At 37.3% G+C, this 21,169-nt stretch carries 18 protein-coding genes; all 18 read left to right on the plus strand.

The window, feature by feature from the left end; translation table 11 throughout:
• The 18 genes from sdaAA to NSQ89_RS06705 all read left to right on the plus strand — a co-directional run bounded on the left by sdaAA (window position 1) and on the right by NSQ89_RS06705 (window position 21,164).
• Window positions 1-888 (plus strand): L-serine ammonia-lyase, iron-sulfur-dependent, subunit alpha, encoded by an 888-nt coding sequence (sdaAA, locus tag NSQ89_RS06620; RefSeq protein ID WP_047939963.1) that lies wholly within the window; start codon window positions 1-3, stop codon window positions 886-888.
• Window positions 885-2,933, plus strand: a complete 2,049-nt coding sequence (gene recG / locus NSQ89_RS06625) for an ATP-dependent DNA helicase RecG (RefSeq protein ID WP_047939964.1) — start codon at window positions 885-887, stop codon at window positions 2,931-2,933. The genes sdaAA and recG overlap by 4 nt, the downstream gene beginning before the upstream one ends.
• A 278-nt stretch (window positions 2,934-3,211) precedes the next feature.
• A complete protein-coding gene (gene fapR / locus NSQ89_RS06630) occupies window positions 3,212-3,775 on the plus strand; it encodes a transcription factor FapR (RefSeq protein WP_047939965.1) in 564 nt (187 codons plus the stop codon).
• A 16-nt stretch (window positions 3,776-3,791) separates the two neighbouring features.
• Window positions 3,792-4,781, plus strand: a complete 990-nt coding sequence (gene plsX, locus NSQ89_RS06635) for a phosphate acyltransferase PlsX (protein ID WP_144544375.1) — start codon at window positions 3,792-3,794, stop codon at window positions 4,779-4,781.
• Between the two features lie 58 nt (window positions 4,782-4,839).
• On the plus strand, window positions 4,840-5,784 hold the full coding sequence (fabD, locus tag NSQ89_RS06640) for an ACP S-malonyltransferase (protein ID WP_341132385.1): 945 nt from the start codon (window positions 4,840-4,842) through the stop codon (window positions 5,782-5,784).
• Window positions 5,785-6,528 carry a 3-oxoacyl-[acyl-carrier-protein] reductase gene (fabG, locus tag NSQ89_RS06645; protein ID WP_095321282.1) on the plus strand — a complete coding sequence of 248 codons (744 nt, stop codon included), beginning with the start codon at window positions 5,785-5,787 and terminating at the stop codon, window positions 6,526-6,528.
• A 114-nt stretch (window positions 6,529-6,642) separates the two neighbouring features.
• On the plus strand, window positions 6,643-6,873 hold the full coding sequence (locus NSQ89_RS06650) for an acyl carrier protein (protein ID WP_016201082.1): 231 nt from the start codon (window positions 6,643-6,645) through the stop codon (window positions 6,871-6,873).
• A 427-nt stretch (window positions 6,874-7,300) separates the two neighbouring features.
• Window positions 7,301-8,041, plus strand: coding sequence for a ribonuclease III (rnc, locus tag NSQ89_RS06655; RefSeq protein ID WP_047939968.1), 741 nt, complete (start codon window positions 7,301-7,303; stop codon window positions 8,039-8,041).
• A gap of 64 nt (window positions 8,042-8,105) precedes the next feature.
• The gene (gene smc / locus NSQ89_RS06660; RefSeq protein WP_341132386.1) at window positions 8,106-11,675 is read left to right on the plus strand and encodes a chromosome segregation protein SMC; all 3,570 of its coding nucleotides are present in this window, start codon (window positions 8,106-8,108) and stop codon (window positions 11,673-11,675) included.
• Window positions 11,676-11,840: 165 nt separating this feature from the next.
• Window positions 11,841-12,830: a signal recognition particle-docking protein FtsY gene (gene ftsY, locus NSQ89_RS06665; protein ID WP_047939970.1), complete on the plus strand. Its 990-nt coding sequence runs from the start codon at window positions 11,841-11,843 to the stop codon at window positions 12,828-12,830.
• 141 nt (window positions 12,831-12,971) lie between these two features.
• A complete protein-coding gene (locus tag NSQ89_RS06670) occupies window positions 12,972-13,238 on the plus strand; it encodes a hypothetical protein (protein ID WP_061796729.1) in 267 nt (88 codons plus the stop codon).
• Window positions 13,239-13,603: 365 nt separating this feature from the next.
• A complete protein-coding gene (locus NSQ89_RS06675) occupies window positions 13,604-14,239 on the plus strand; it encodes a hypothetical protein (protein ID WP_341132387.1) in 636 nt (211 codons plus the stop codon).
• Window positions 14,240-14,252: 13 nt separating this feature from the next.
• Window positions 14,253-15,950, plus strand: coding sequence for a hypothetical protein (locus tag NSQ89_RS06680; RefSeq protein ID WP_341132388.1), 1,698 nt, complete (start codon window positions 14,253-14,255; stop codon window positions 15,948-15,950).
• A complete protein-coding gene (locus tag NSQ89_RS06685; RefSeq protein ID WP_047939973.1) occupies window positions 15,947-16,879 on the plus strand; it encodes an ABC transporter ATP-binding protein in 933 nt (310 codons plus the stop codon). Before NSQ89_RS06680 ends, NSQ89_RS06685 begins: the two co-directional genes overlap by 4 nt.
• Entirely contained in the window at window positions 16,876-17,721 is an 846-nt protein-coding gene (locus tag NSQ89_RS06690; RefSeq protein ID WP_047939974.1) for an ABC transporter permease, read from the plus strand. Before NSQ89_RS06685 ends, NSQ89_RS06690 begins: the two co-directional genes overlap by 4 nt.
• Before the next feature lie 7 nt (window positions 17,722-17,728).
• A complete protein-coding gene (locus tag NSQ89_RS06695) occupies window positions 17,729-19,288 on the plus strand; it encodes a hypothetical protein (RefSeq protein WP_341132389.1) in 1,560 nt (519 codons plus the stop codon).
• An 8-nt stretch (window positions 19,289-19,296) separates the two neighbouring features.
• Entirely contained in the window at window positions 19,297-20,307 is a 1,011-nt protein-coding gene (locus tag NSQ89_RS06700) for an AAA family ATPase (protein WP_061796720.1), read from the plus strand.
• Complete coding sequence (locus tag NSQ89_RS06705; protein ID WP_061796718.1) at window positions 20,304-21,164, plus strand: DUF58 domain-containing protein; 861 nt, start codon at window positions 20,304-20,306, stop codon at window positions 21,162-21,164. The genes NSQ89_RS06700 and NSQ89_RS06705 overlap by 4 nt, the downstream gene beginning before the upstream one ends.
• Window positions 21,165-21,169 lie beyond the last annotated feature (5 nt).

The raw sequence follows: 21,169 nt of genomic DNA on the forward strand, positions 1-21,169 counted from the left end.
ATGTTTCGTAATGTAGCAGAATTGGTAGAAATAGCAACGACTAGAAATTTACCGATTTCCGAAATAATGATAGAACAAGAAATGCAAGTAACAGGAAAAACAAGACAAGAAATTATTGGTCAAATGGAAACGAATCTTCAGGTAATGGAGCAAGCTGTTGAAAGAGGGTTAAATGGAGTTGTATCCCATTCTGGATTAACTGGTGGAGATGCGGTGCTTCTCCAAAACTATATTAAGAAAGGTCAATTTCTTTCCGGAGAGATCATTCTAGACGCAGTAAGTAAAGCTGTTGCGACAAATGAAGTAAATGCTGCTATGGGAATGATATGTGCAACACCAACAGCAGGTTCAGCAGGAGTAGTACCTGGTACGTTATTTGCTGTACAAAATAAACTGAATCCTACAAGAGAGCAAATGATTGCATTCCTTTTCACGTCTGGTGCATTTGGTTTTGTTGTGGCAAATAATGCCTCCATCTCAGGTGCTGCAGGGGGATGCCAAGCGGAAGTTGGCTCGGCTGCTGGAATGGCTGCAGCGGCAATTGTAGAAATGGCAGGAGGAACACCAGAACAATCAGCACATGCGATGGCTATCACGTTAAAGAATATGCTCGGTCTTGTTTGTGATCCAGTTGCCGGCTTAGTAGAAGTTCCTTGTGTAAAACGAAATGCAATGGGAGCAGCGAATGCGATGATTGCTGCTGATATGGCTTTGGCAGGTATTAAAAGTCGTATACCATGTGATGAAGTAATTGATAGCATGTATCGCATTGGTCAGGCAATGCCTACAGCGCTTAAAGAAACAGCACGGGGAGGGTTGGCAGCAACACCGACAGGCCGCAGGTTAGAAGCCGAAATCTTTGGTAGTGCAGCTGCCGCAAATAAGTGAATGAGTCTTTACAACTATCCGTCGAACATTTAAAAGGGGTTGGACCCGAAACAAAAAAACAGTTAGAAGAAATGAATATTCATAAGATTAATGATTTGCTAGAATATTTTCCTTATCGCTATGAGGATTATCGTCTGAAAAACCTCGAAGAAATAAAGCATGAAGAAAAAGTGACGGTAGAAGGGAAGGTTCATAGTGAACCCTCCCTTATTTTTTATGGAAGAAAGAAATCTAGATTAACAATAAAGCTATTAGTCGAACAGTACTTAATTACGGTTGTATTTTTTAACCAGCCCTATTTAAAAAGTAAATTAGCTGTGCAAGAATTGATTACGGTAACAGGGAAATGGGATCAGCACCGCCAAACCATAACAGCAAACCATTTGCAAATTGGCAGTAATCAAAAGGGGCATTTATTCGAACCAGTCTATGCTGTAAAAGGGAATATGACCGTAAAAAATTTACGTAAATATATATCCACTGCTTTAAATCAATATGGAGAATTAATCGAAGAGAATTTTCCTTCTTCAATGTTAACGAAATATCGTTTGCTGCCCCGGAAGGAAGCACTCAAGATTATCCATTTTCCTGAAAAGAGAGAGGATTTAACGCAAGCTAGAAGACGTTTTGTGTATGAGGAATTTCTTTTGTTTCAATTAAAAATGAGTGCCTTAAGAAAATACGAAAGAGAACATTCTGGTGGTAAAAGCCAGCAATATTCCCTTGAAAAACTAACCACTTTCATCGAGGCACTTCCTTTTCCGTTGACAAATGCTCAAAAAAGGGTAGTAAACGAAATTCTCACAGATATGAAAGCAGAGGTGCGAATGAATCGTTTACTGCAAGGGGATGTAGGATCAGGAAAAACAATTGTGGCTGCGATTGTGTTATATGCTTCGATCCTTTCTGGCAATCAAGGTGCGCTAATGGCACCGACAGAAATCCTGGCAGAGCAACATGCAGATTCATTGCATCAGATTTTTTCAGAATTTGGAGTAGTATGTGGTTTGTTAACAAGTTCTGTTAAAGGTAAAAAAAGAAAAGAATTACTATCCCAATTAAAAGAAGGAAAAATCGATATTTTGATAGGGACACATGCATTGATCCAAGATGATGTAGTATTCCAATCATTAGGATTAGTCATTACAGATGAACAGCACCGCTTTGGTGTGGAACAAAGAAGAGTACTGCGGGAGAAGGGGGAAAATCCAGATGTTCTGTTTATGACGGCGACCCCAATTCCACGAACACTTGCCATCACGGTATTTGGTGAGATGGACGTCAGTATTATCGATGAAATGCCAGCAGGGCGAAAAAATATCGAAACATATTGGGTAAAGCATGATATGTTAACAAGAATCCTGCAGTTTATGGAAAAAGAACTTCATCAAGGAAGACAAGCATATGTAATTTGTCCATTAATCGAGGAATCCGAAAAGCTGGATGTTCAAAATGCAATCGATGTGCATGCAATGTTATCTACCTTTTTCCAAGGCAGATACAATGTTGGGCTTATGCACGGAAAACTGCATCCAGAAGAGAAAGATAATATGATGAAACAGTTCAGCCAAAATGAAATCCAAGTGCTTGTAAGTACAACGGTTGTTGAAGTCGGAGTTAATGTACCAAATGCGACATTTATGCTCGTATATGATGCAGAACGTTTTGGGTTATCACAGCTTCATCAGCTTAGAGGAAGAGTAGGGCGAGGGGATGCTCAGTCTTACTGTGTATTAATCGCCGATCCCAAAACAGATGTTGGAAAAGAACGAATGAAAATTATGACGGAAACGAGCGATGGGTTCGTGTTAAGTGAAAAGGATCTAGAATTAAGAGGACCAGGAGATTTTTTTGGGAAAAAACAAAGTGGTCTACCTGAATTCAAAATGGGTGATATGATACACGATTATCGCATCTTGGAAACAGCCAGAAATGACGCTGCTATCCTAATCGAGTCAACTGCATTCTGGCAAAATGATGACTACAAAGCGCTAAGAGATACTTTAAAAGAAACAGGGGTCCTTAACGGAGAAAAGCTAGATTAATCACAAGATATTTTCTAGTAAATAAAACAAGTGTAAGTATTTTGACTTGCTTTTTTATATAGAGAGAAGAAGCCTAAACTAGCTTGAATACACTACAGACAACATAGTAATAGTAAAGCCCCTTCTCGTAGAGCCGAAAAGATAGGGCAGGGGATTCATGCTCAAGGTTTACGTTTTTATTCACCAGTAGTTAGAACAAAACTTCGGCTTGCAATCCCATTGTATAAATTATATACTACTATTAGTACCTAGTCTTAATAGTGCGGTGGTGTGAATAAATGAAGAGGAACAAAAGAGAACGTCAAGAGCTTTTAGTGGAGACAATCAAGGAAACTCCATTTATTACAGACGAGGAATTGGCGGAAAAATTCTCTGTTAGTGTACAGACGATAAGACTAGATCGGTTAGAACTATCCATTCCAGAGCTTAGAGAGCGCATTAAAAATGTCGCCAAACAATCACTTGAAGACGAAGTGAAAGCATTGCCTATCGAAGAAGTCATTGGTGAAATAATCGATATGGAATTAGATAGTTCAGCTATATCTATCTTTGAAGTGAAAGAAGAGCATGTTTTTAAAAGAAATGGCATTGCAAGGGGACATCATCTTTTTGCACAAGCGAATTCTCTTGCAGTTGCCCTGATTAACGATGAGCTAGCATTAACAGCAAAAGCAAATATTCATTTTACGAGATCGGTTAAATTAGGTGAACGAATTATTGCCAAAGCAAAAGTAAAGCATATAGATAGTATGACCGGCAGAACAACAGTAGAAGTGAATAGTTATGTGAACACAGAATTAGTTTTTAAAGGCGAATTTGATATGTACCGTGCCAAAAGATAAAGGAGTAATCAATATGATGAAAATTGCAATGGATGCAATGGGGGGAGACAATGCCCCAAAGGAAATAGTTATTGGTGCCCAAAAAGCAATTGAAACTTTTTCAGACCTAGAGATACTTCTTGTTGGGGATGAAAAACAGATTCAATCTTTTCTAACCAATAAAGAACGAATTGATATTTTACATACAGAAGAGCAAATTTTAGCAACAGATGAACCAGTAAGAGCAGTACGCCGGAAAAAAACAGCTAGTATGGTCCTTGGTGCTACAGAAGTAAAAGAGGGAAGAGCAGATGCGTTCATATCAGCAGGAAATACAGGTGCCTTAATGGCAACTGGATTATTCGTTGTTGGTAGAATGGAGGGAATTGACCGTCCAGCATTAGCACCAACCTTGCCGACGATCAGTGGAGAGGGCTTCCTTTTACTTGATGTTGGTGCAAATGTAGACGCTAAGCCTGAAAACTTAGTTCAATATGCCATGATGGGAAGCATCTATTCCGAAAAAGTAAGAGGAGTTGCTAAACCAAGAGTCGGCTTATTGAACATTGGAACAGAAGAGAAAAAGGGGAATGAGTTAACAAAGAAAACCTTTGAACTTCTCCAAAGCACCAATATTCATTTCATCGGAAATGTGGAAGCACGTGATTTGCTTGATGGAGTATGTGATGTTGCTGTGACAGATGGTTTTACAGGAAATATGATTTTAAAAACGGTCGAGGGAACAGCGATGTCTATGTTTAAAATGATTAAGGCCGAGTTAATGAGCAGCTTTACTTCCAAAATGGCTGCTGCCGTCTTGAAGCCTAATCTAAAGCAGATTAAAAATAAGTTAGATTATTCAGAGTATGGTGGAGCTGCTTTATTCGGTTTAAATGCCCCTGTTATCAAGGCTCATGGTTCGTCTGATAGTCAAGCGATATTTAGTGCAATCAGACAAACTAGAGAGTTTGTGCAATCAGGTGTAGTCGCTCAAATAAAGAATGCAATGGAGAGCAATGTAGAATAAATTGAGACAGATATGGTGAATTCCACTTCTAATGGGAAGAAAAGGAGAGTAAAAATAAATGAGTAAAATTGCTTTTGTTTTTCCAGGTCAAGGCTCACAAGCAGTCGGAATGGGAAAAGGTTTATTTGAACAATTTGAACCGGCAGCAAATGTATTTAAAAAAGCGGATCAAAAATTAAACTTTTCTTTAACAGACTTAATTTTTGAAGGGCCAAAGGAAGAGCTTACGCTTACCCATAATACACAGCCAGCTTTACTTACAACAAGCATCGCTATTTTAGAACACTTTAAGCAGTTTAATATACAGCCAGATTTTGTTGCTGGCCATAGTTTAGGTGAGTATTCAGCGTTAGTGGCAGCAGGTGTGCTGTCTTTTGAAGAGGCTGTATTTGCAGTTCGCAAGCGTGGAGAATATATGCAAGAAGCAGTTCCAGCAGGCGAAGGAGCAATGGCCGCTGTGCTAGGGTTAGAAAGAGAGAAATTAACTGCGGTCACACAAGAGATTTCAGATGCAGGCAATTCTGTACAGTTGGCTAATCTTAATTGTCCTGGACAAATTGTGATCTCAGGCACTACAAAGGGTGTTGAATTAGCGGGAGAAAAAGCGAAGGAAGCAGGCGCAAAGCGGGCAATCCCTCTGGAAGTAAGTGGTCCATTCCATTCAGAGTTAATGAAACCTGCAGCGGAAAAATTTGCTTCCGTACTAGACGGATTGCAATTAACAGATGCAAAAATTCCTGTCATTGCTAATGTAACGGCAGCTCCAATTCAAGATCATGCAGAAATAAAAGCAAAGCTAGTGGAGCAATTGTATTCATCTGTCCTTTGGGAAGATTCCGTTCGCAAAATGCTTGATTTAGGAGTAGATACATTTATTGAAATTGGACCTGGCAAAGTTCTTTCCGGTTTAATCAAGAAAATTGATCGAAAAGCAAAAGTATATGCTGTAAACGATATGGAAACAAGTAGTAAAGTTGCAGAAGAATTAAAGGGGGATATGTAAGTGAAATTAGCTGGTAAAGTTGCTGTTGTCACTGGAGCATCTCGAGGAATTGGTAAATCGATTGCACTTGAGTTAGCAAAGCAAGGTGCGGATGTTGTTGTTAACTATGCAGGAAGTGTAGATCGTGCCAATGAAGTAGTGAAGGAAATCGAAGCTTTAGGAAGAAAAGCAATGAGCATTCAATGTGATGTATCCGATAGTGATGCTGTAAATGCGATGATGAAAGAAGTGTTAGACGCGTTTGGCAGTCTGGATATTTTGGTGAATAATGCTGGAATTACAAGAGATAATTTATTAATGCGTATGAAGGATTCAGAGTGGGACGATGTTATTAATACCAATCTTAAAGGTGTGTTCCTCTGCACGAAAGCAGTAACAAGACCAATGATGAAGCAAAGAAAAGGGAGAATAATAAACATTACTTCCATTGTTGGTGTGACAGGAAACCCTGGTCAAGCTAATTATGTTGCAGCAAAAGCAGGTGTGATTGGTTTTACAAAAACAACTGCGAAAGAACTTGCTCAGCGTAATATTACGGTAAATGCGATTGCTCCTGGATTTATTACAACAGATATGACGGATAAACTGACAGAAGAAGTGAAAAATGGCATGCTTACGCAAATTCCCTTAGGTCAATTTGGTAAACCAGAAGATATTGCTAATGCTGTTGTCTTTTTAGCTTCTGATGAGAGCAGCTATATTACAGGGCAAACATTGCATATTGATGGTGGAATGTATATGTAATCTTTCCTAAACAAAGGGAAAAATGCGAATAGTAAGAGAATAAACATCAGATAAAGTTCTCATTTATTATTTCGTTAAAATACTCTATAATGCATTTGAGGGGAGGTGAAATAAATGGCAGATGTATTAGAGCGTGTAACAAAAATCGTTGTAGATCGTCTTGGCGTAGAAGAATCAGAAGTAACTTTAGAGGCTTCTTTCAAAGATGATTTAGGCGCTGACTCTCTTGATGTAGTTGAACTTGTTATGGAATTAGAAGATGAGTTTGATATGGAAATTTCTGACGACGATGCTGAAAAGATTTCTACAGTTGGTGATGCTGTGAATTACATAAGTAATCGCTAATCAGTGTTTAAAAGCTCCGTTGCAACGGGGCTTTTAATTTTGTATATTAGCGGTGATTTATGTATATTCTATGACTGAGGAAATATCAGGAAAATCCATTATGAAAATGGCCCTAAGAATAGATGACAATATCTGTTTGTTTGATGTATACTAATAACTAAATACCTATTATTATAGGCGAAATATGAGTTATTGGACGGACAGATATGGATTCGTTCAAAAGAATAACAAATACAGCGTTTATTGACGCATAAAAGGATAGAAATAGTTTTTCTTATGTGAAGTGGGGTTAGCCCCCTAGTGGTAGCCCGATTTCTGTAATAGAAAAGGCTTGGAGAGAAAAAACTTTCCAAGTTTCTTTGCGTTTTTTATCTTTTTTACTTAAACTTGAAATGAATTGTAAACTTAGTGCTAAGGTGGATGCAAAATGCGAGGCAATCGAAAAGACAAAAGAACTGTTCGACCAAATGAGAAAAAAATGAAGGAACTCCAAGAAAAATTGGGGATTCATTTTACGAATGAAAAATTATTGAAGCAGGCTTTTACCCATTCATCATATGTGAATGAGCATCGAAGAAAACCACATGAAGATAACGAAAGATTAGAATTTCTTGGGGATGCCGTTCTAGAATTAACGGTATCTAAATTTCTCTTCAACAAATTTCCGATGATGAGCGAAGGAGAGCTGACTAAATTGCGGGCTGCAATCGTGTGTGAACCATCGCTTGTTTCCTTTGCTAATGAACTTTCCTTTGGCAAGTATGTGCTCTTAGGCAAAGGAGAGGAAATGACTGGGGGAAGAACGAGACCAGCGCTGCTAGCTGATGTATTTGAAGCGTTTATTGGTGCTTTATATTTAGACCAAGGATTGGATTCAGTGGTAGCATTTTTAGAGGAAGTTATTTTCCCGAAAATTAATAACGGTGCTTTTTCTCATGTGATGGATTTTAAAAGTCAACTACAAGAATATGTACAAAGAGATGCTGTTGGAACAATCGAGTATAAAATATTGCTTGAAAAAGGACCCGCACACAATAGAGAGTTTATTTCACAAGTCTTTTTAAATAATCGAGAACTTGGAACAGGTATGGGTCGTTCCAAGAAAGAAGCAGAGCAGCAAGCTGCCCAAAAATCATTATTAATGCTAAAGGCGGAAAGTGAAAACTAAATGCTCAAAAAAACGAACGAAGAAAAACAACTAGAGGAAAACAAGGAAGAATCGGGGTGAGGTCATGTTCTTAAAACGGTTAGATGTTATCGGTTTTAAGTCATTTGCAGATCGGATTTCTGTCGATTTTGTGCCAGGTGTGACGGCAGTAGTAGGACCAAACGGAAGTGGGAAGAGTAATATTACGGATGCAATTCGTTGGGTACTTGGAGAACAATCTGCAAAGTCCTTGCGTGGAAGTAAGATGGAGGATGTTATCTTTTCAGGTAGTGACTCAAGAAAAGCGGTTAACTTTGCAGAAGTGACGTTAACTTTAGAAAATGAAGATCATTTCCTGCCATTGGATTTCCATGAAGTAAGTGTAACGAGGCGTGTATATCGATCAGGAGATAGTGAATTTTTAATTAATAAACAATCTTGTCGTCTAAAAGATATTATTGATTTATTTATGGACTCAGGGCTTGGGCGCGAAGCATTTTCGATTATTAGTCAGGGAAAAGTCGAAGAAATCTTAAATAGTAAGGCAGAGGATCGCCGGTCTATCTTTGAAGAAGCAGCAGGCGTATTGAAATATAAAACTCGTAAGAAAAAGGCAGAAGGAAAGCTTGTAGAAACACAAGATAACCTAAACCGTGTAAATGACATACTACATGAATTAGAAAGTCAGGTTGAGCCACTAAAGATTCAAAGCTCAATGGCTAAGGAATATTTACATCATCGAGAGAATCTTGAATCGATTGAAGTGGCCTTAATGGTTCATGATATTGAAGAAGCGCATGAGCGATTTGAAGCTATTTCAAAGCAATTAGAAACATATAAACAAGAAGAGCTAAAGCTATCCTCTATGCTGCAAAATAAGGAAGCGAAGATGGAGGAAGTGAAAAATGAAGTAGCCGCTTTAGATGAATCGATTGATGATCTTCAACAAGTACTTCTTTTAGTGAGTGAAGAATTAGAAAAATTAGAAGGTCGAAAAGAAGTATTAAAAGAACGAAAGAAGAATGCAACACAAAATCGTGATCAGCTTGAAAAGAGCAAGGTGGAGCTGCAAGAAAGAGTAGAAACTCTTGTGCTGCAAAAAGAAACGCAAGAAAAGCTTGTTCATGAATTGCAAGCAGAGTCGAAAGCGATTGAAGAAACTTTAAAAGCTAATGAAAAAAATCTTGCTCTTTTTAATGAGAACCTAGAAGAAAAAATTGAGATGCTAAAAAGCGACTATATTGAGATAGTGAGTAATCAAGCAGCGGCAAAAAATGAATTGAATTCGGTTATTCAACAACTAGAAAATCATGAAAAAAGGACGTCGCAGCTTGATGAAGAAAATGCTAACTTCACAAATGAGCGTATGCAAATTCAAGAAAAAAAGACTAAGTTTACGGAGAAATTGAAGGAACTATCTGATGAACTGGAGAAATGGTCTAAACACTGGCAGGAAAAGCAAAGTCATTTTCAAGGAATAGAAGCAAAGGTTCAACAAGTAGAGAAGGCGCTTTATCAATCTTATCAATATGCACAGCAGGCGAAATCACGTAAAGAAATGCTTGAGGAATTAGAAGATGACTATTCTGGATTTTTCCACGGAGTAAAGGAAGTACTTAAAGCTAGAGGGAAATCCTTACAAGGGATTAGAGGTGCAGTTGCGGAATTAATGCAAGTACCAAAGGAATATAGTGTGAGCTTAGAGATTGCATTAGGTGGATCGATGCAGCATATTGTGGTGGAAACAGAACAAAATGGACGGGAAGCAATCGCTTTTTTAAAGAAGAATGGGTTTGGACGAGCTACGTTTTTACCAATGAATGTTATTAAGGGAAAAACGCTTGCTGATTCCCAACTACGATTAATTCAAGGGCATCCATCCTTTATTGGGGTTGCGGCAGATTTGATTAATTATGACAGTCAATATCGGGAAATTATCCGTAGTTTATTAGGAAATGTTGTGATTACGAAGGATTTAAAGGGCGCCAATGAGATGGCGAAAATTCTTCAATATCGTTCCCGTTTTGTAACGTTAGAAGGGGAGATAGTTAATCCTGGTGGGTCGATGACTGGTGGAGCGATGAAGCAGAAACAAGCTTCAATCATCACCAGAAAAGGAGAATTAGAAGAGCTTAAGAAAAAGATTTTTGAAATGGATAAAACATCTTTAAAGCTTGAGGAACAGCTGAAAAAAGGAAAAGCAGCATTGCAAGCAGAAGAATCATCGATAGAAGAAGCGCGCTTAAAGGTGGAAGATCTTCGTTTCCAAATTCAGACATGGAAAGATGACTTAAAAGAGGTGGAATTCGAAGAAAGAGCAATGAATGATAAATTGTCTCTATATGACCGCAATAAGGCCGATTCACATCAAGAGCAAGAGCTTCTGCAGCAAAGAAGAACTGTTTTGCAAGAAAAACTGGAACAGCAAAGTAAAAAGTTATCTGAATTAGATAAAGAGATTGCTTTAGTTACCGAGCAAAAAAATAAACAAACAGTTTCAAAAGAATCAGTCGTAAATACAATTAGTGATTTACGAATTCGGTCGGCAGCTAAAAAGGAACAGCTCCGCCATGAAAAGGACAAGTTAGCAGCTATCATTCAAGAACATGAATCAACAGAAGAAAAGTGGGAGCTTGTCAAAGAGGACTTACGCTTGCTTTCTTCTGAAATGAGTAATTCTCATTCAGGGGAAGCGACATTAGAAGAAGCAGCAGAACAAAAACTGCAAGAAAAACAAGAAACGATCCAGCTTATTTCTTTACGCAGAGAGGAAAGATTGCAAAAACAAATGCGCTTAGAAGAGCTGGAGCTGGAAACAAAGGAGCAGCGCAGGCTTCATAGAGGGATTGTTCAAGCACTAAAGGATGAAGAAGTTAAATTAAACCGTGTAGACGTGGAATTAGATACACGATTAACGAATCTACGCGAGGAATATTTATTAACGTATGAAGGGGCTAAGCTTGATTATCCTTTAACATTAGAAGTTGAAGAAGCCCGTAAAAAGGTAAAGCTCATTAAATTAGCTATGGAAGAACTAGGAACTGTAAATCTTGGGGCCATAGAGGAATATGAGCGAATCTCGGAAAGATACGAATTCCTGCTCGAACAAAAAACAGATTTAGAAGAAGCGAAGGATACCCTTTACCAAGTAATCGATGAAATGGATGAGGAAATGAAAAATCGATTTGAGCAGACATTTGAAGGGATAAAGGCTCATTTTGAAACGGTATTCCAAAGTTTATTTGGTGGAGGAAGTGCTGATTTAGTATTAACAAATCCAGAAGATCTTTTAAATACAGGAGTAGAGATTGTAGCCCAGCCACCAGGGAAAAAACTTCAAAATTTAAGTCTTTTATCTGGGGGAGAAAGAGCGCTAACAGCCATCGCTTTATTATTCTCCATTCTAAAAGTAAGACCAGTTCCTTTCTGTATTTTGGATGAGGTGGAAGCGGCATTGGATGAAGCAAATGTATTCCGATTTAGTTCCTATTTAAAACGTTATAGCCATGAAACACAATTTATTGTCATTACTCACCGCAAAGGGACAATGGAAGAAGCAGATGTTCTTTATGGGGTCACTATGCAAGAGTCAGGTGTTTCAAAGCTAGTTTCCGTTCGTTTAAGTGAAACAAAGGAATTAGTTGCAAATGGATAATTTTTTTATAGTTAGTTAGAAGCTTAATTCGCTTTAATAAACATTTCTAATTTCACTTCCGAGGCCTGTTGCTCTGTCAAGATAGAGGCCTTGGAAACTTTTAATGTTTACGATAAGCAGTTTACATGTACATAACCATATTTTGTAATGAAAGAAGGGATAATAATGAGCTTTTTTAAAAAGTTAAAAGAAAAAATGTCTCAGCAGACTACAACCGTAACGGAGAAGTTTAAAGAAGGCTTATCGAAAACAAGAAATAACTTTTCCGAAAAAGTAAATGAACTTGTGTCACGTTATCGAAAAGTAGACGAAGATTTCTTCGAAGAGCTGGAAGAAATCTTAATTGGAGCAGATGTTGGTTTCGAAACAGTCATGGAACTAATTGATGAGCTAAAAAAAGAAGTGAAAAGAAAAAATATTCAAGATCCAAAAGAAGTACAAGATGTAATTTCCGAAAAGTTAGTTGCTATTTATCAGAATGGGGAAGACCAATCCTCTACGATTAATATGCAAGCAGAAGGCTTAACTGTGATCTTGTTTGTTGGCGTAAATGGAGTAGGGAAAACTACGACAATCGGTAAGCTTGCTCATAAGTATAAAGAGGAAGGGAAAAAAGTTTTGCTTGCTGCAGGTGATACCTTCCGTGCTGGAGCAATCGAACAGTTGGAAGTATGGGGAGAGCGTGTCGGTGTGGATGTCATTAAACATACAGAAGGCTCTGATCCAGCAGCAGTTATGTTTGATGCTGTACAGGCTGCTAAGTCTCGTCAAGCAGATATTCTTCTTTGTGATACAGCTGGAAGATTGCAGAATAAAGTGAATTTAATGAAGGAATTAGAAAAAGTTAAGCGAGTAATTGAACGAGAGGTCCCAGGTGCACCACATGAAGTTTTACTCGTGCTAGATGCCACAACTGGGCAAAATGCTTTAGTACAGGCTAAAACATTTAAAGAAACAACAAATGTAAGTGGCATTGTACTAACAAAATTAGATGGAACAGCAAAAGGTGGAATTGTGTTAGCAATTCGAAACGAACTACATATTCCAGTTAAATTTGTTGGATTAGGTGAAAAAATGGACGATCTCCAAAGCTTCGATCCAGAAAAATATGTCTATGGTTTATTTTCAAACTTAGTAGAGCAAAGTGAAGAGTAAAAGAGAGTTAGGTTGGAAAGATGTCGTAAAGGAAACTTACGACATCTTTTTTTAACTGAATGTTAAATTATTGCAAAAACGTAATAAAAATAAGGATAAGAATAATAATAAAAGTAATATCTTTTTTTGGAGGGAAAACGTTTGATTATTCAAAGCGTTGTATTGCTTATTCTTATTGGAGGCGTTGTCTTAACAGTAAAAGGTCATCTTGTTCAGCATCATGCTTATGCTCAACTAGGTGATTCCTTACCAGCCAAAAAATTGAAAGGAGCAGAAGGAGAAAATTTCCTTACGCTAGAAGAGGAAAATCTTTTTTTAAGCAGCTTATCTGGCCTGCGCATGAAAATAATTGGTGCCATTCTAATAGCAATACCAACTAGTATCCTTATCCTTTTCCATTTAAACTAGCTTGTGTTCAAAGTTAGTTGAATTGCCTTTAAAGATTGAATGAAGGCGAAATGAGTATTTTACAAAAAAATACTAGCACCGATAATTATAGAACAATATTAAAATCAAACTTCTGTTAAAAGGTTACAGAAGTTTTTTTAAATGCTTCCCAAAAATAGTTTCTAATACATAAAACATTTGCAACAGTCTCTTCGTCTAATGAAGGAGAGACATTTATTTTGTAATATTCAAAAATATATATGTATAAAAAGTTTGTATTAGTGTAAAATTACATTATAATATTTTTGTCATTTACTGTAGGGAGGAAACAACTGTCAATCGTTTATTAATTAGAACCAAAAAATAGAAAATGGGGGAAACATAGTTTGCGAAAAGTAAAGAAAGTGATAATTATATGTTTTATCTTGTTCTTGGCCACTACTTTTATTGTCAAAGAAGCAAATGCTGCTTCTACTGACACAATAAAAATCACAACAGAAGCTGGATTAGCTGGTAAGGTAATGGATGGAAGAGGATTTCAATTAAAAGTTACAATGGAAAATACAGGAGAAGACTTTAAAGGAGATTTATTAATTCCCTATTCTCCAAGCTATGAAGCTGGAGGACAAACATTAGTTTCTGTCGATATCCCGGCAAATAGTAAGAAGACCTATATGGTCACAATCCCTGGGATTTCTTCTGATACAGATTATGCTAACAAAAAGATGAAATTATATCGCGGAAGCTGGCAGAATGGAGATGAAGTAACTTTTACTGGAGTAAAAGAAGTAAGGGTAAATCTTATCCCTGAACAGACTTTAGGTATTCTTACTGATCAATATGATAAATTTAAAGATTTAAGAAAGCTGCCTAGTAATTCCATTTATACAACGGAAATGATCAAAGAAGAAATACCTGATCAGGCATTAGCGCTTGAAACAATGAGCTATCTGCTGGTTGATCAATTTTCACTGAGTGAATTAACGGATGAGCAGCAGCAAGCAATAAAAAAAATGGATTGAAAATGGAGGTATTTTGATTACTGGTGCACAACCAAATGGAAAGCAAGCATACGGTCATTTAGAAACATCGATGCCGCTCGCACTTGGCAAAAAAGAACCTTTTTCCTTGACGGTTCTAGACACAAAAAATAAACAGCAAGCGAAAATAGATGGTTATCAATCTACCTTAATAGAGGGCGCAGAAGCAATTGTTTTACATAATGACCAGCCGATTATTGCGAAAAAGGAGCTCGGTGAAGGAAAAATTATTCAAGCTTCCTTTTCACTTAGTGATTCCAGTTTTCTTGGCTGGTCCGGATTTAATAGTTGGATAGAAAAAATACTATTAGCTGAAAGTTCGCAGCATGCCAATAATTCTCAATATAACAGTAACCCAATTGGTGATCTCTATAATAGTTTTGTGCAAGCAAATGAATATTTCGAGAGCTCCACTATTTCCACTAGTATATTATTAATTATTTTGACAGGTTATTTGCTTGTTATTGTGCCGATTTTATACGTTGTGTTAAAAAGAATCGACAAACGGGAGCATGCTTGGTGGATTATACCGAGCTTATCGATTCTTTTATCGATTGCGGTGTTCCTAACGGGTGCAAAGGATAAAATAAGAAATCCGCAATTTAATGAAATGGGTGTCTATCAATATAGCAATAACTATTTATCTGGATATCAAGCTACAACTCTTTTATCGAATAAATCTGGTGATTTTACATTTATGTATGATAAAAATTTGTATACTCCTATTCCTTTTACTGGATATGGAGAATTACAAACGAAGGCCGTTACAAAGGAAAAAATTAAAAAGAATGAAGTGATTTTTCCGGATGTAGAGTATTGGTCCAGTCGTACTATGTACGGCAAGTCCAGTATCCCAGTAGAAGGTGGATTCAGTCATAAGTTTGAAACAACAGAAAAAGAGATTACTGGTTCCATAACAAATCATTTTCCATATGATTTCTCCAACCTATTTATATGGTCGGGAACGGAAAAAATCGAATTAGGTTCTCTTGCTGCTGGAGAAACAAAAAAAATTAAGGTTTCTCGTAAGCATAAGTATTTTTCTAAACCATCTGATTCGAATCAAGGTTCCTATGTTTATGATTACAATGGAAATGATTTAAATGAATATAGAGAATTAGTTGCTTCAGGCTTGGTGTTGAATACGGAGTATTTTCAGACTGTGACAACTGGAGATCCATTATTAATTGGAATTACAAATGAGGATATCATCAAGGTTGGTTTAACAAGTGGAAAGGTAACGAAGAACAGCACTAATTTAATAATGGAGCCTCTTACAATAGCCAATAATTTTCCTGGGCCTTTTACCTTGAATGAAGGAGATATGTACCAGAAACTAGCAGTAATTAAAGGAACTGTCTATAATCAAAATTTCCAAGAAAATGATTTTACGTTAGAAGATGGGGAGTATCTCTATACACTTGGAATTCCGAAATCTTATGAAGATAGCTCGATTGCTTTTGAATCTATTACGATACAAGCAAGCGGAACTCCAGGTGTGAAATACAGTATTTATAATAAACGCACAGGAAATTATGAAGAAGTAAAAAATCTTTTCAAATTGGAGAAACAAAAGATTGCCGACTATTTGGATGAAAATAGAAAAATTACGCTGAAGGTGAATAAAGCAACAAATGGAGACCCATACATGCAATTGCCAACTGTTAAGGTGAAAGGAGAGATAAAAGAATGATAGAAATTAAAGGTCTTTCCAAGAAGTATGGGAAGTTTACAGCACTTGAACCATTAGATTTACAAATTGAAGCTGGATGTGTGTTTGGGTTTGTCGGCCAGAACGGAGCTGGTAAATCTACGACCTTCTCCATTCTTGCTACCTTATTAGCACCTACTTCTGGAACAGCAACGATAAATGGTGCAGATATTATCAAACAGCCGAAAGAGGTAAGAAAACAGTTAGGGTATATGCCTGATTTCTTTGGTGTTTATGATCAGTTAAAAGCAGAAGAATACTTAGATTTTTATGGTGCTAGCTATGGAATTTCGGCTGCACAAAGAGAAAAGTTAATTCCGCAGCTGTTAGAGCTAGTAAATCTTTCTCATAAGAGAAAAGAATATGTTGATCTTTTGTCGCGAGGGATGAAACAGAGACTTTGTCTTGCCAGAAGTTTAATTCATGATCCAGCAGTTCTTATTCTAGATGAGCCTGCATCTGGATTGGATCCACGTGCACGAATAGAAATGCGGGAGATTTTAAAAGAATTAAAGAATATGGGAAAGACCATTCTGATTTCTTCACATATCTTGCCAGAATTAGCAGAAATGTGTGATGTCATTGGTATTTTGGATCAAGGAAAATTAGTAGCGCAAGGAACGGTTTCAGCTATTCAACAGCAATTACAGAGTGAAAAAATCATTAATGTCAAAACATTTGATGTACAAAAAACGATTGCATTTTTGGAAGAAAGTCCACGAATTACAAAGATAGAAGTGCTGGAAGATGGCAAAGCAATTCAGTTCCTCTTTAAAGGTGGAGATAAAGAGCAGCTAGAATTATTAAAAACAGCGATTCAAAAAGAAATTCCGATTATTAGTTTTTCAGAGATGGAGAGCAATTTAGAGGATGTCTTTATGGAGATTACAAAGGAGGTTGAATTCTCTTGAAAGCTTATTTCATGAATCCAGTATTAAATAAAGAGCTAAAGCTACGTTTTCGTTCAGGAAAAACATTTGTCGGAATTCTGTTTTATCTGCTTGCGCTTACCTTGCTGATGGTTGCTTTAATGTATGTACTCAGAACCTCGAGCCCAAATGGATTTTTTAAACCACAGGAAAGTCGCTTGATGTTTATGTTTTTGGCGTTTGTTCAATTAGGATTAGTTTTATTTATTACACCAGGACTGACAGGTGGGGTAATTAGTAGTGAAAGGGAAAGACAAACCTTAAGTATTCTTTTAACAACCACCCAAAGCAGCTTTACGATTATTCTCGGCAAATTGCTTTCGTCCATTTCGTACTTAGTACTATTAATTTTAGCAAGTCTTCCGATATATAGTTTTGTGTTTTTATATGGTGGGATTTCGCCAACGCAGTTAACACAAGTATTTTTCTTCAGCTTATTTACGATGCTTGTCATTGGCAGCTTTGGTGTTTTATTTTCAACCCTTATACGCAAAACAATTGTTAGTATGGTGACAACCTATAGTGTTGCGTTATTTATTGTGGCAGGAACGGCAGTTATTTCTCTTATCCTTTTTCAAATAGCGAATATTCATGCTTCTGCGACTCCGGCAAAAGTTCCATCTGTATACTTTAGTGCCATGTTTAATCCTGGTATTGTGCTTGCAGATATATTTGAACCAACTGTTTCGGAACAAATTATAGAATTGACAGGCATTAAGTTTCCGATTTGGGCTGCCCACCTTATTACTTATTGTATTGTGATTGCACTGTCACTAACAATTAGTGTTCGTAATTTACGTGCCAATATGAAAAAGGGAAGTTGATAAGTCTATGGAAAATCTTCAGCAGTATAAGGAATTGCTCAAACCAGTAAGAAAATCTATTGTGAGAGAGTTGCTTGCAAAAGAGCTATGCCTATTACTAGCACTTATAGGAGGAGGATTTCTCCTCCTTTCCATAATGGCGTATCTTTTTATTCTGCCTTTTTTGTTATACTATCTCTTCGCCGTGCTGGGTCTTGGTGTTTCCATTTCTCTCCTCCGTTTATGGAGAAAATGGCCAACAGAAAAACAAGCGGTAAAACTATATAATCAGTTTGTTGCCGATGATTATGCAACGACGGCCTTTTCCTATCTACATAGTGAAGGTGCGGTCGAACAAGTAGTTGTAAAGCAAGCGATAGCGCAAATGACAGAGAAACAACTAGCTGTATTAAGCCGAAAGAAAAGATATATTTATCCGAAATTTATTCTTTCAGGAATGGTATGTTTCATCATTTGTCTACTGTTACAGTTTTTTCCATCAGCGAATATGGAAGCTGCCAAGAAAAAAGAGAATGAGATAAAAACAATCGCTAAAGCGGAAAAGGAATTAGAAAAAGCGATAAAAAAAGAAACAGATAAACAGGTGAGAAAAGAGCTAAGACAAATCCAAAAGCAATTAGAAAAGAAGGACACGGTCGAAAAAACCTTTGCAGAATTGGAAAAACAGGCGAAAGAGCTCCAACTGCAAAAGAGAAAGATTCAAGAGAAAAGCAAGGAACGCCAACAGACAGAATCCATGCTGAATGAGGCAGGTTTGAAATCTCTCGCTAAGGCTATCTCAGAGAAAGATAAGGAAGGAGTACAGAAAGAATTACAAAAAGCAAACGAACAATATAAACAATTAACAGATCAACAAAAAGATGCTCTCAATCAATTGACAGGTGCAAATAAGCAATTATCAGAAGAACAGCTTCAACAGCTATTAAAACAAATGGATGAATTGCTGAATAATGAGGAATTGCTGCAACAATTAGAAACTGTGCAAGCAGAACTTGACCAGGTAGGGAAAAAGCTGGAGGATGAAAGTCTAGCAAATGGAATAACAATCCCTAAGTCTCGTACGGTTGCCAATGGCTCAAGTAATAATGAAACAACTTCTTCAGGAGAAACAACTACCAGTAGTCAGCAAGGGCAGAATGATAAGGGCAACTCAACAAATGGAAATAATGGTTCTTCCAGCTCGGGTAATGGTGCAGGTAATAGCAATGGATCAGGATCAGGCTCAGGAAATGGCTCCGGTTCAGGCAATGGTGCTGGTGGATCAGGGAATGGGAATGGCCCAGGAGCTGGATTCGGAAGCGGAAGCAGAGAATTATTAACAGTACCGGAAAAAACAGATGGAAAAGATAATGTCGAAGTGGATTCAGGTAAATTAGGCAATGGCAAGCAAGGTCAGATGACAGAAGGGGAAGGGCCCGTTCTAAAAGGGAATATTCGTCCGTATGAACAGGTATTTTCAGAATATGAAGCTTCTTACAGGGAAAGTATTTCAAGATATAAATTGCCAAATGACTTGGAAAATATTGTAAAGAACTATTTTACTGATATCAAACCAAATGAAAAGTAGGGGAAAAGATGGAAAAAGAACTAGTGGAACAGGATTTTATCCAAGCAGAGGCTTTGCTTAAAAAGGTGAAAGAGGAGATTGGCAAATTCATTGTCGGACAGGAAAAAATTACTGATGAGGTACTTTGGAGTATGCTGGCAGGTGGACATGTACTTTTAGAAGGACTTCCAGGTCTTGGAAAGACGATGATGATTCGCACTATTTCGGAAGTCATGGACTTATCCTTCGCGCGAATTCAGTTTACGCCAGATTTAATGCCAGCAGATATTACTGGTACGATGGTGCTGCAGCCTGATAATAAAGGAAAACAACAATTTCATTTTCATGAAGGACCTTTATTTAAGCATATTGTTCTTGCAGATGAAATTAACCGTGCAACACCGAAAACGCAAAGTGCTTTATTGGAAGCGATGGGGGAGAAAACAGTCACCATTATGGGGGAAACGAAAAAATTAGCAGCGCCATTTTTTGTATTGGCAACACAAAATCCCCTTGATATGGAGGGAACTTATCCATTGCCGGAAGCTCAGTTAGATCGGTTTCTATGTAAATTGCATGTTACTTATCCGTCAAAAGAAGAACTAAAAGCCATTATTAAAAAGACTACTGGAACGGAGTCAACTGTATTAACGCGTGTTGCCTCTGTAGAGGATATTCTTCATTTACAAAGTCTTGTCAAACAAATTCTCGTTGCGGATGATATTTTAGATATTGCTGTCAATATTGTTTCTGCCACTCATCCTGGTTCGGAGGATGCGACAGAATTAGGAAATAAGTATATTCAGGCAGGGAGCGGTCCGAGGGGACTGCAGTCCTTAGTAAACATGGCAAAAGCAAGAGCATTAGCTTCTGGAAGATTGCATGTCTCCATGGCAGATTTGCGTTATGCGGCACTACCAGTGTTTAGACATCGAATTTTGCTTAATTTTGAAGGGGAAATTGCGGGCATTACGACTGATCAAATTATGGAAGATATTTTGGAAAAAACATTACGCATTGAAGCAGGGAAGGGACGATGAAGAACTATCATTCCTTATTAGCAAGAATGAACCGAAAAAGACTGCAAGTTTCGACGAAGGGTGCAGGAATGCAGAATGGTCGAAGAAAATCTCATATTCACGGAACCTCCTTGGATTTTGCTGATTATAAAATCTATCATCCTGGTGATGATATTCGCCAAATCGATTGGAATGTATATGGCCGAACTAATAAGCCATATATTAAAAGATTTCAAGATGAAAAGGAGATATCAGTTAGTATCTTCCTTGATGGGACTGCCTCAATGAAACAAATACCTTCCAAGTGGGAGCTAGCAAGAGAATTAGCAGCAGGCTTAGCTTATATCACATTATCCCATGAAGATAGACTGAGTTTTTCTGTTGTTTCTACAAAGCATTCCTTTCATCGCAAAGGTTCAGTTCATAATAAACGAACCTTTTATGAGATTGTTGATGTAAAGGAGCAGACGATTAATGAAAGCTTCACACAATCATTAAGCAGTTCTATAAAAGCGCCGACACAAATGATTATTTTGATAACAGACGGTTTAGAAGCTTTGCCATTATTTGAGGAAAGTTTTAAACGATTAAAATACCGCAATCAGCAAATATGGCTGATTCAATTACTAAGTGAGAGCGAGATTCATCCGAATCTATCTGGTGACATACAATTAGTCGATAGTGAAAATGGAAAAACCGTGGATGTAAGTCTAAATAGCTCGATTAAAACACTTTATAGAAAAAGACTCGATCAGCATAATCAAGAACTAGAAGTTCTTTGTGCTACAAATGGTATCCGTTATTGCCAAATCAGCGATAAACTGGATATCCAAACGATTATTTTACGAGAACTGGCGTTTGCTGGATTGGTTCAATAATTCTT

The sequence above is a fragment of the Niallia sp. FSL R7-0648 genome (assembly GCF_038007005.1).
Classification (GTDB): Bacteria; Bacillota; Bacilli; order Bacillales; family Cytobacillaceae; genus Niallia; species Niallia circulans.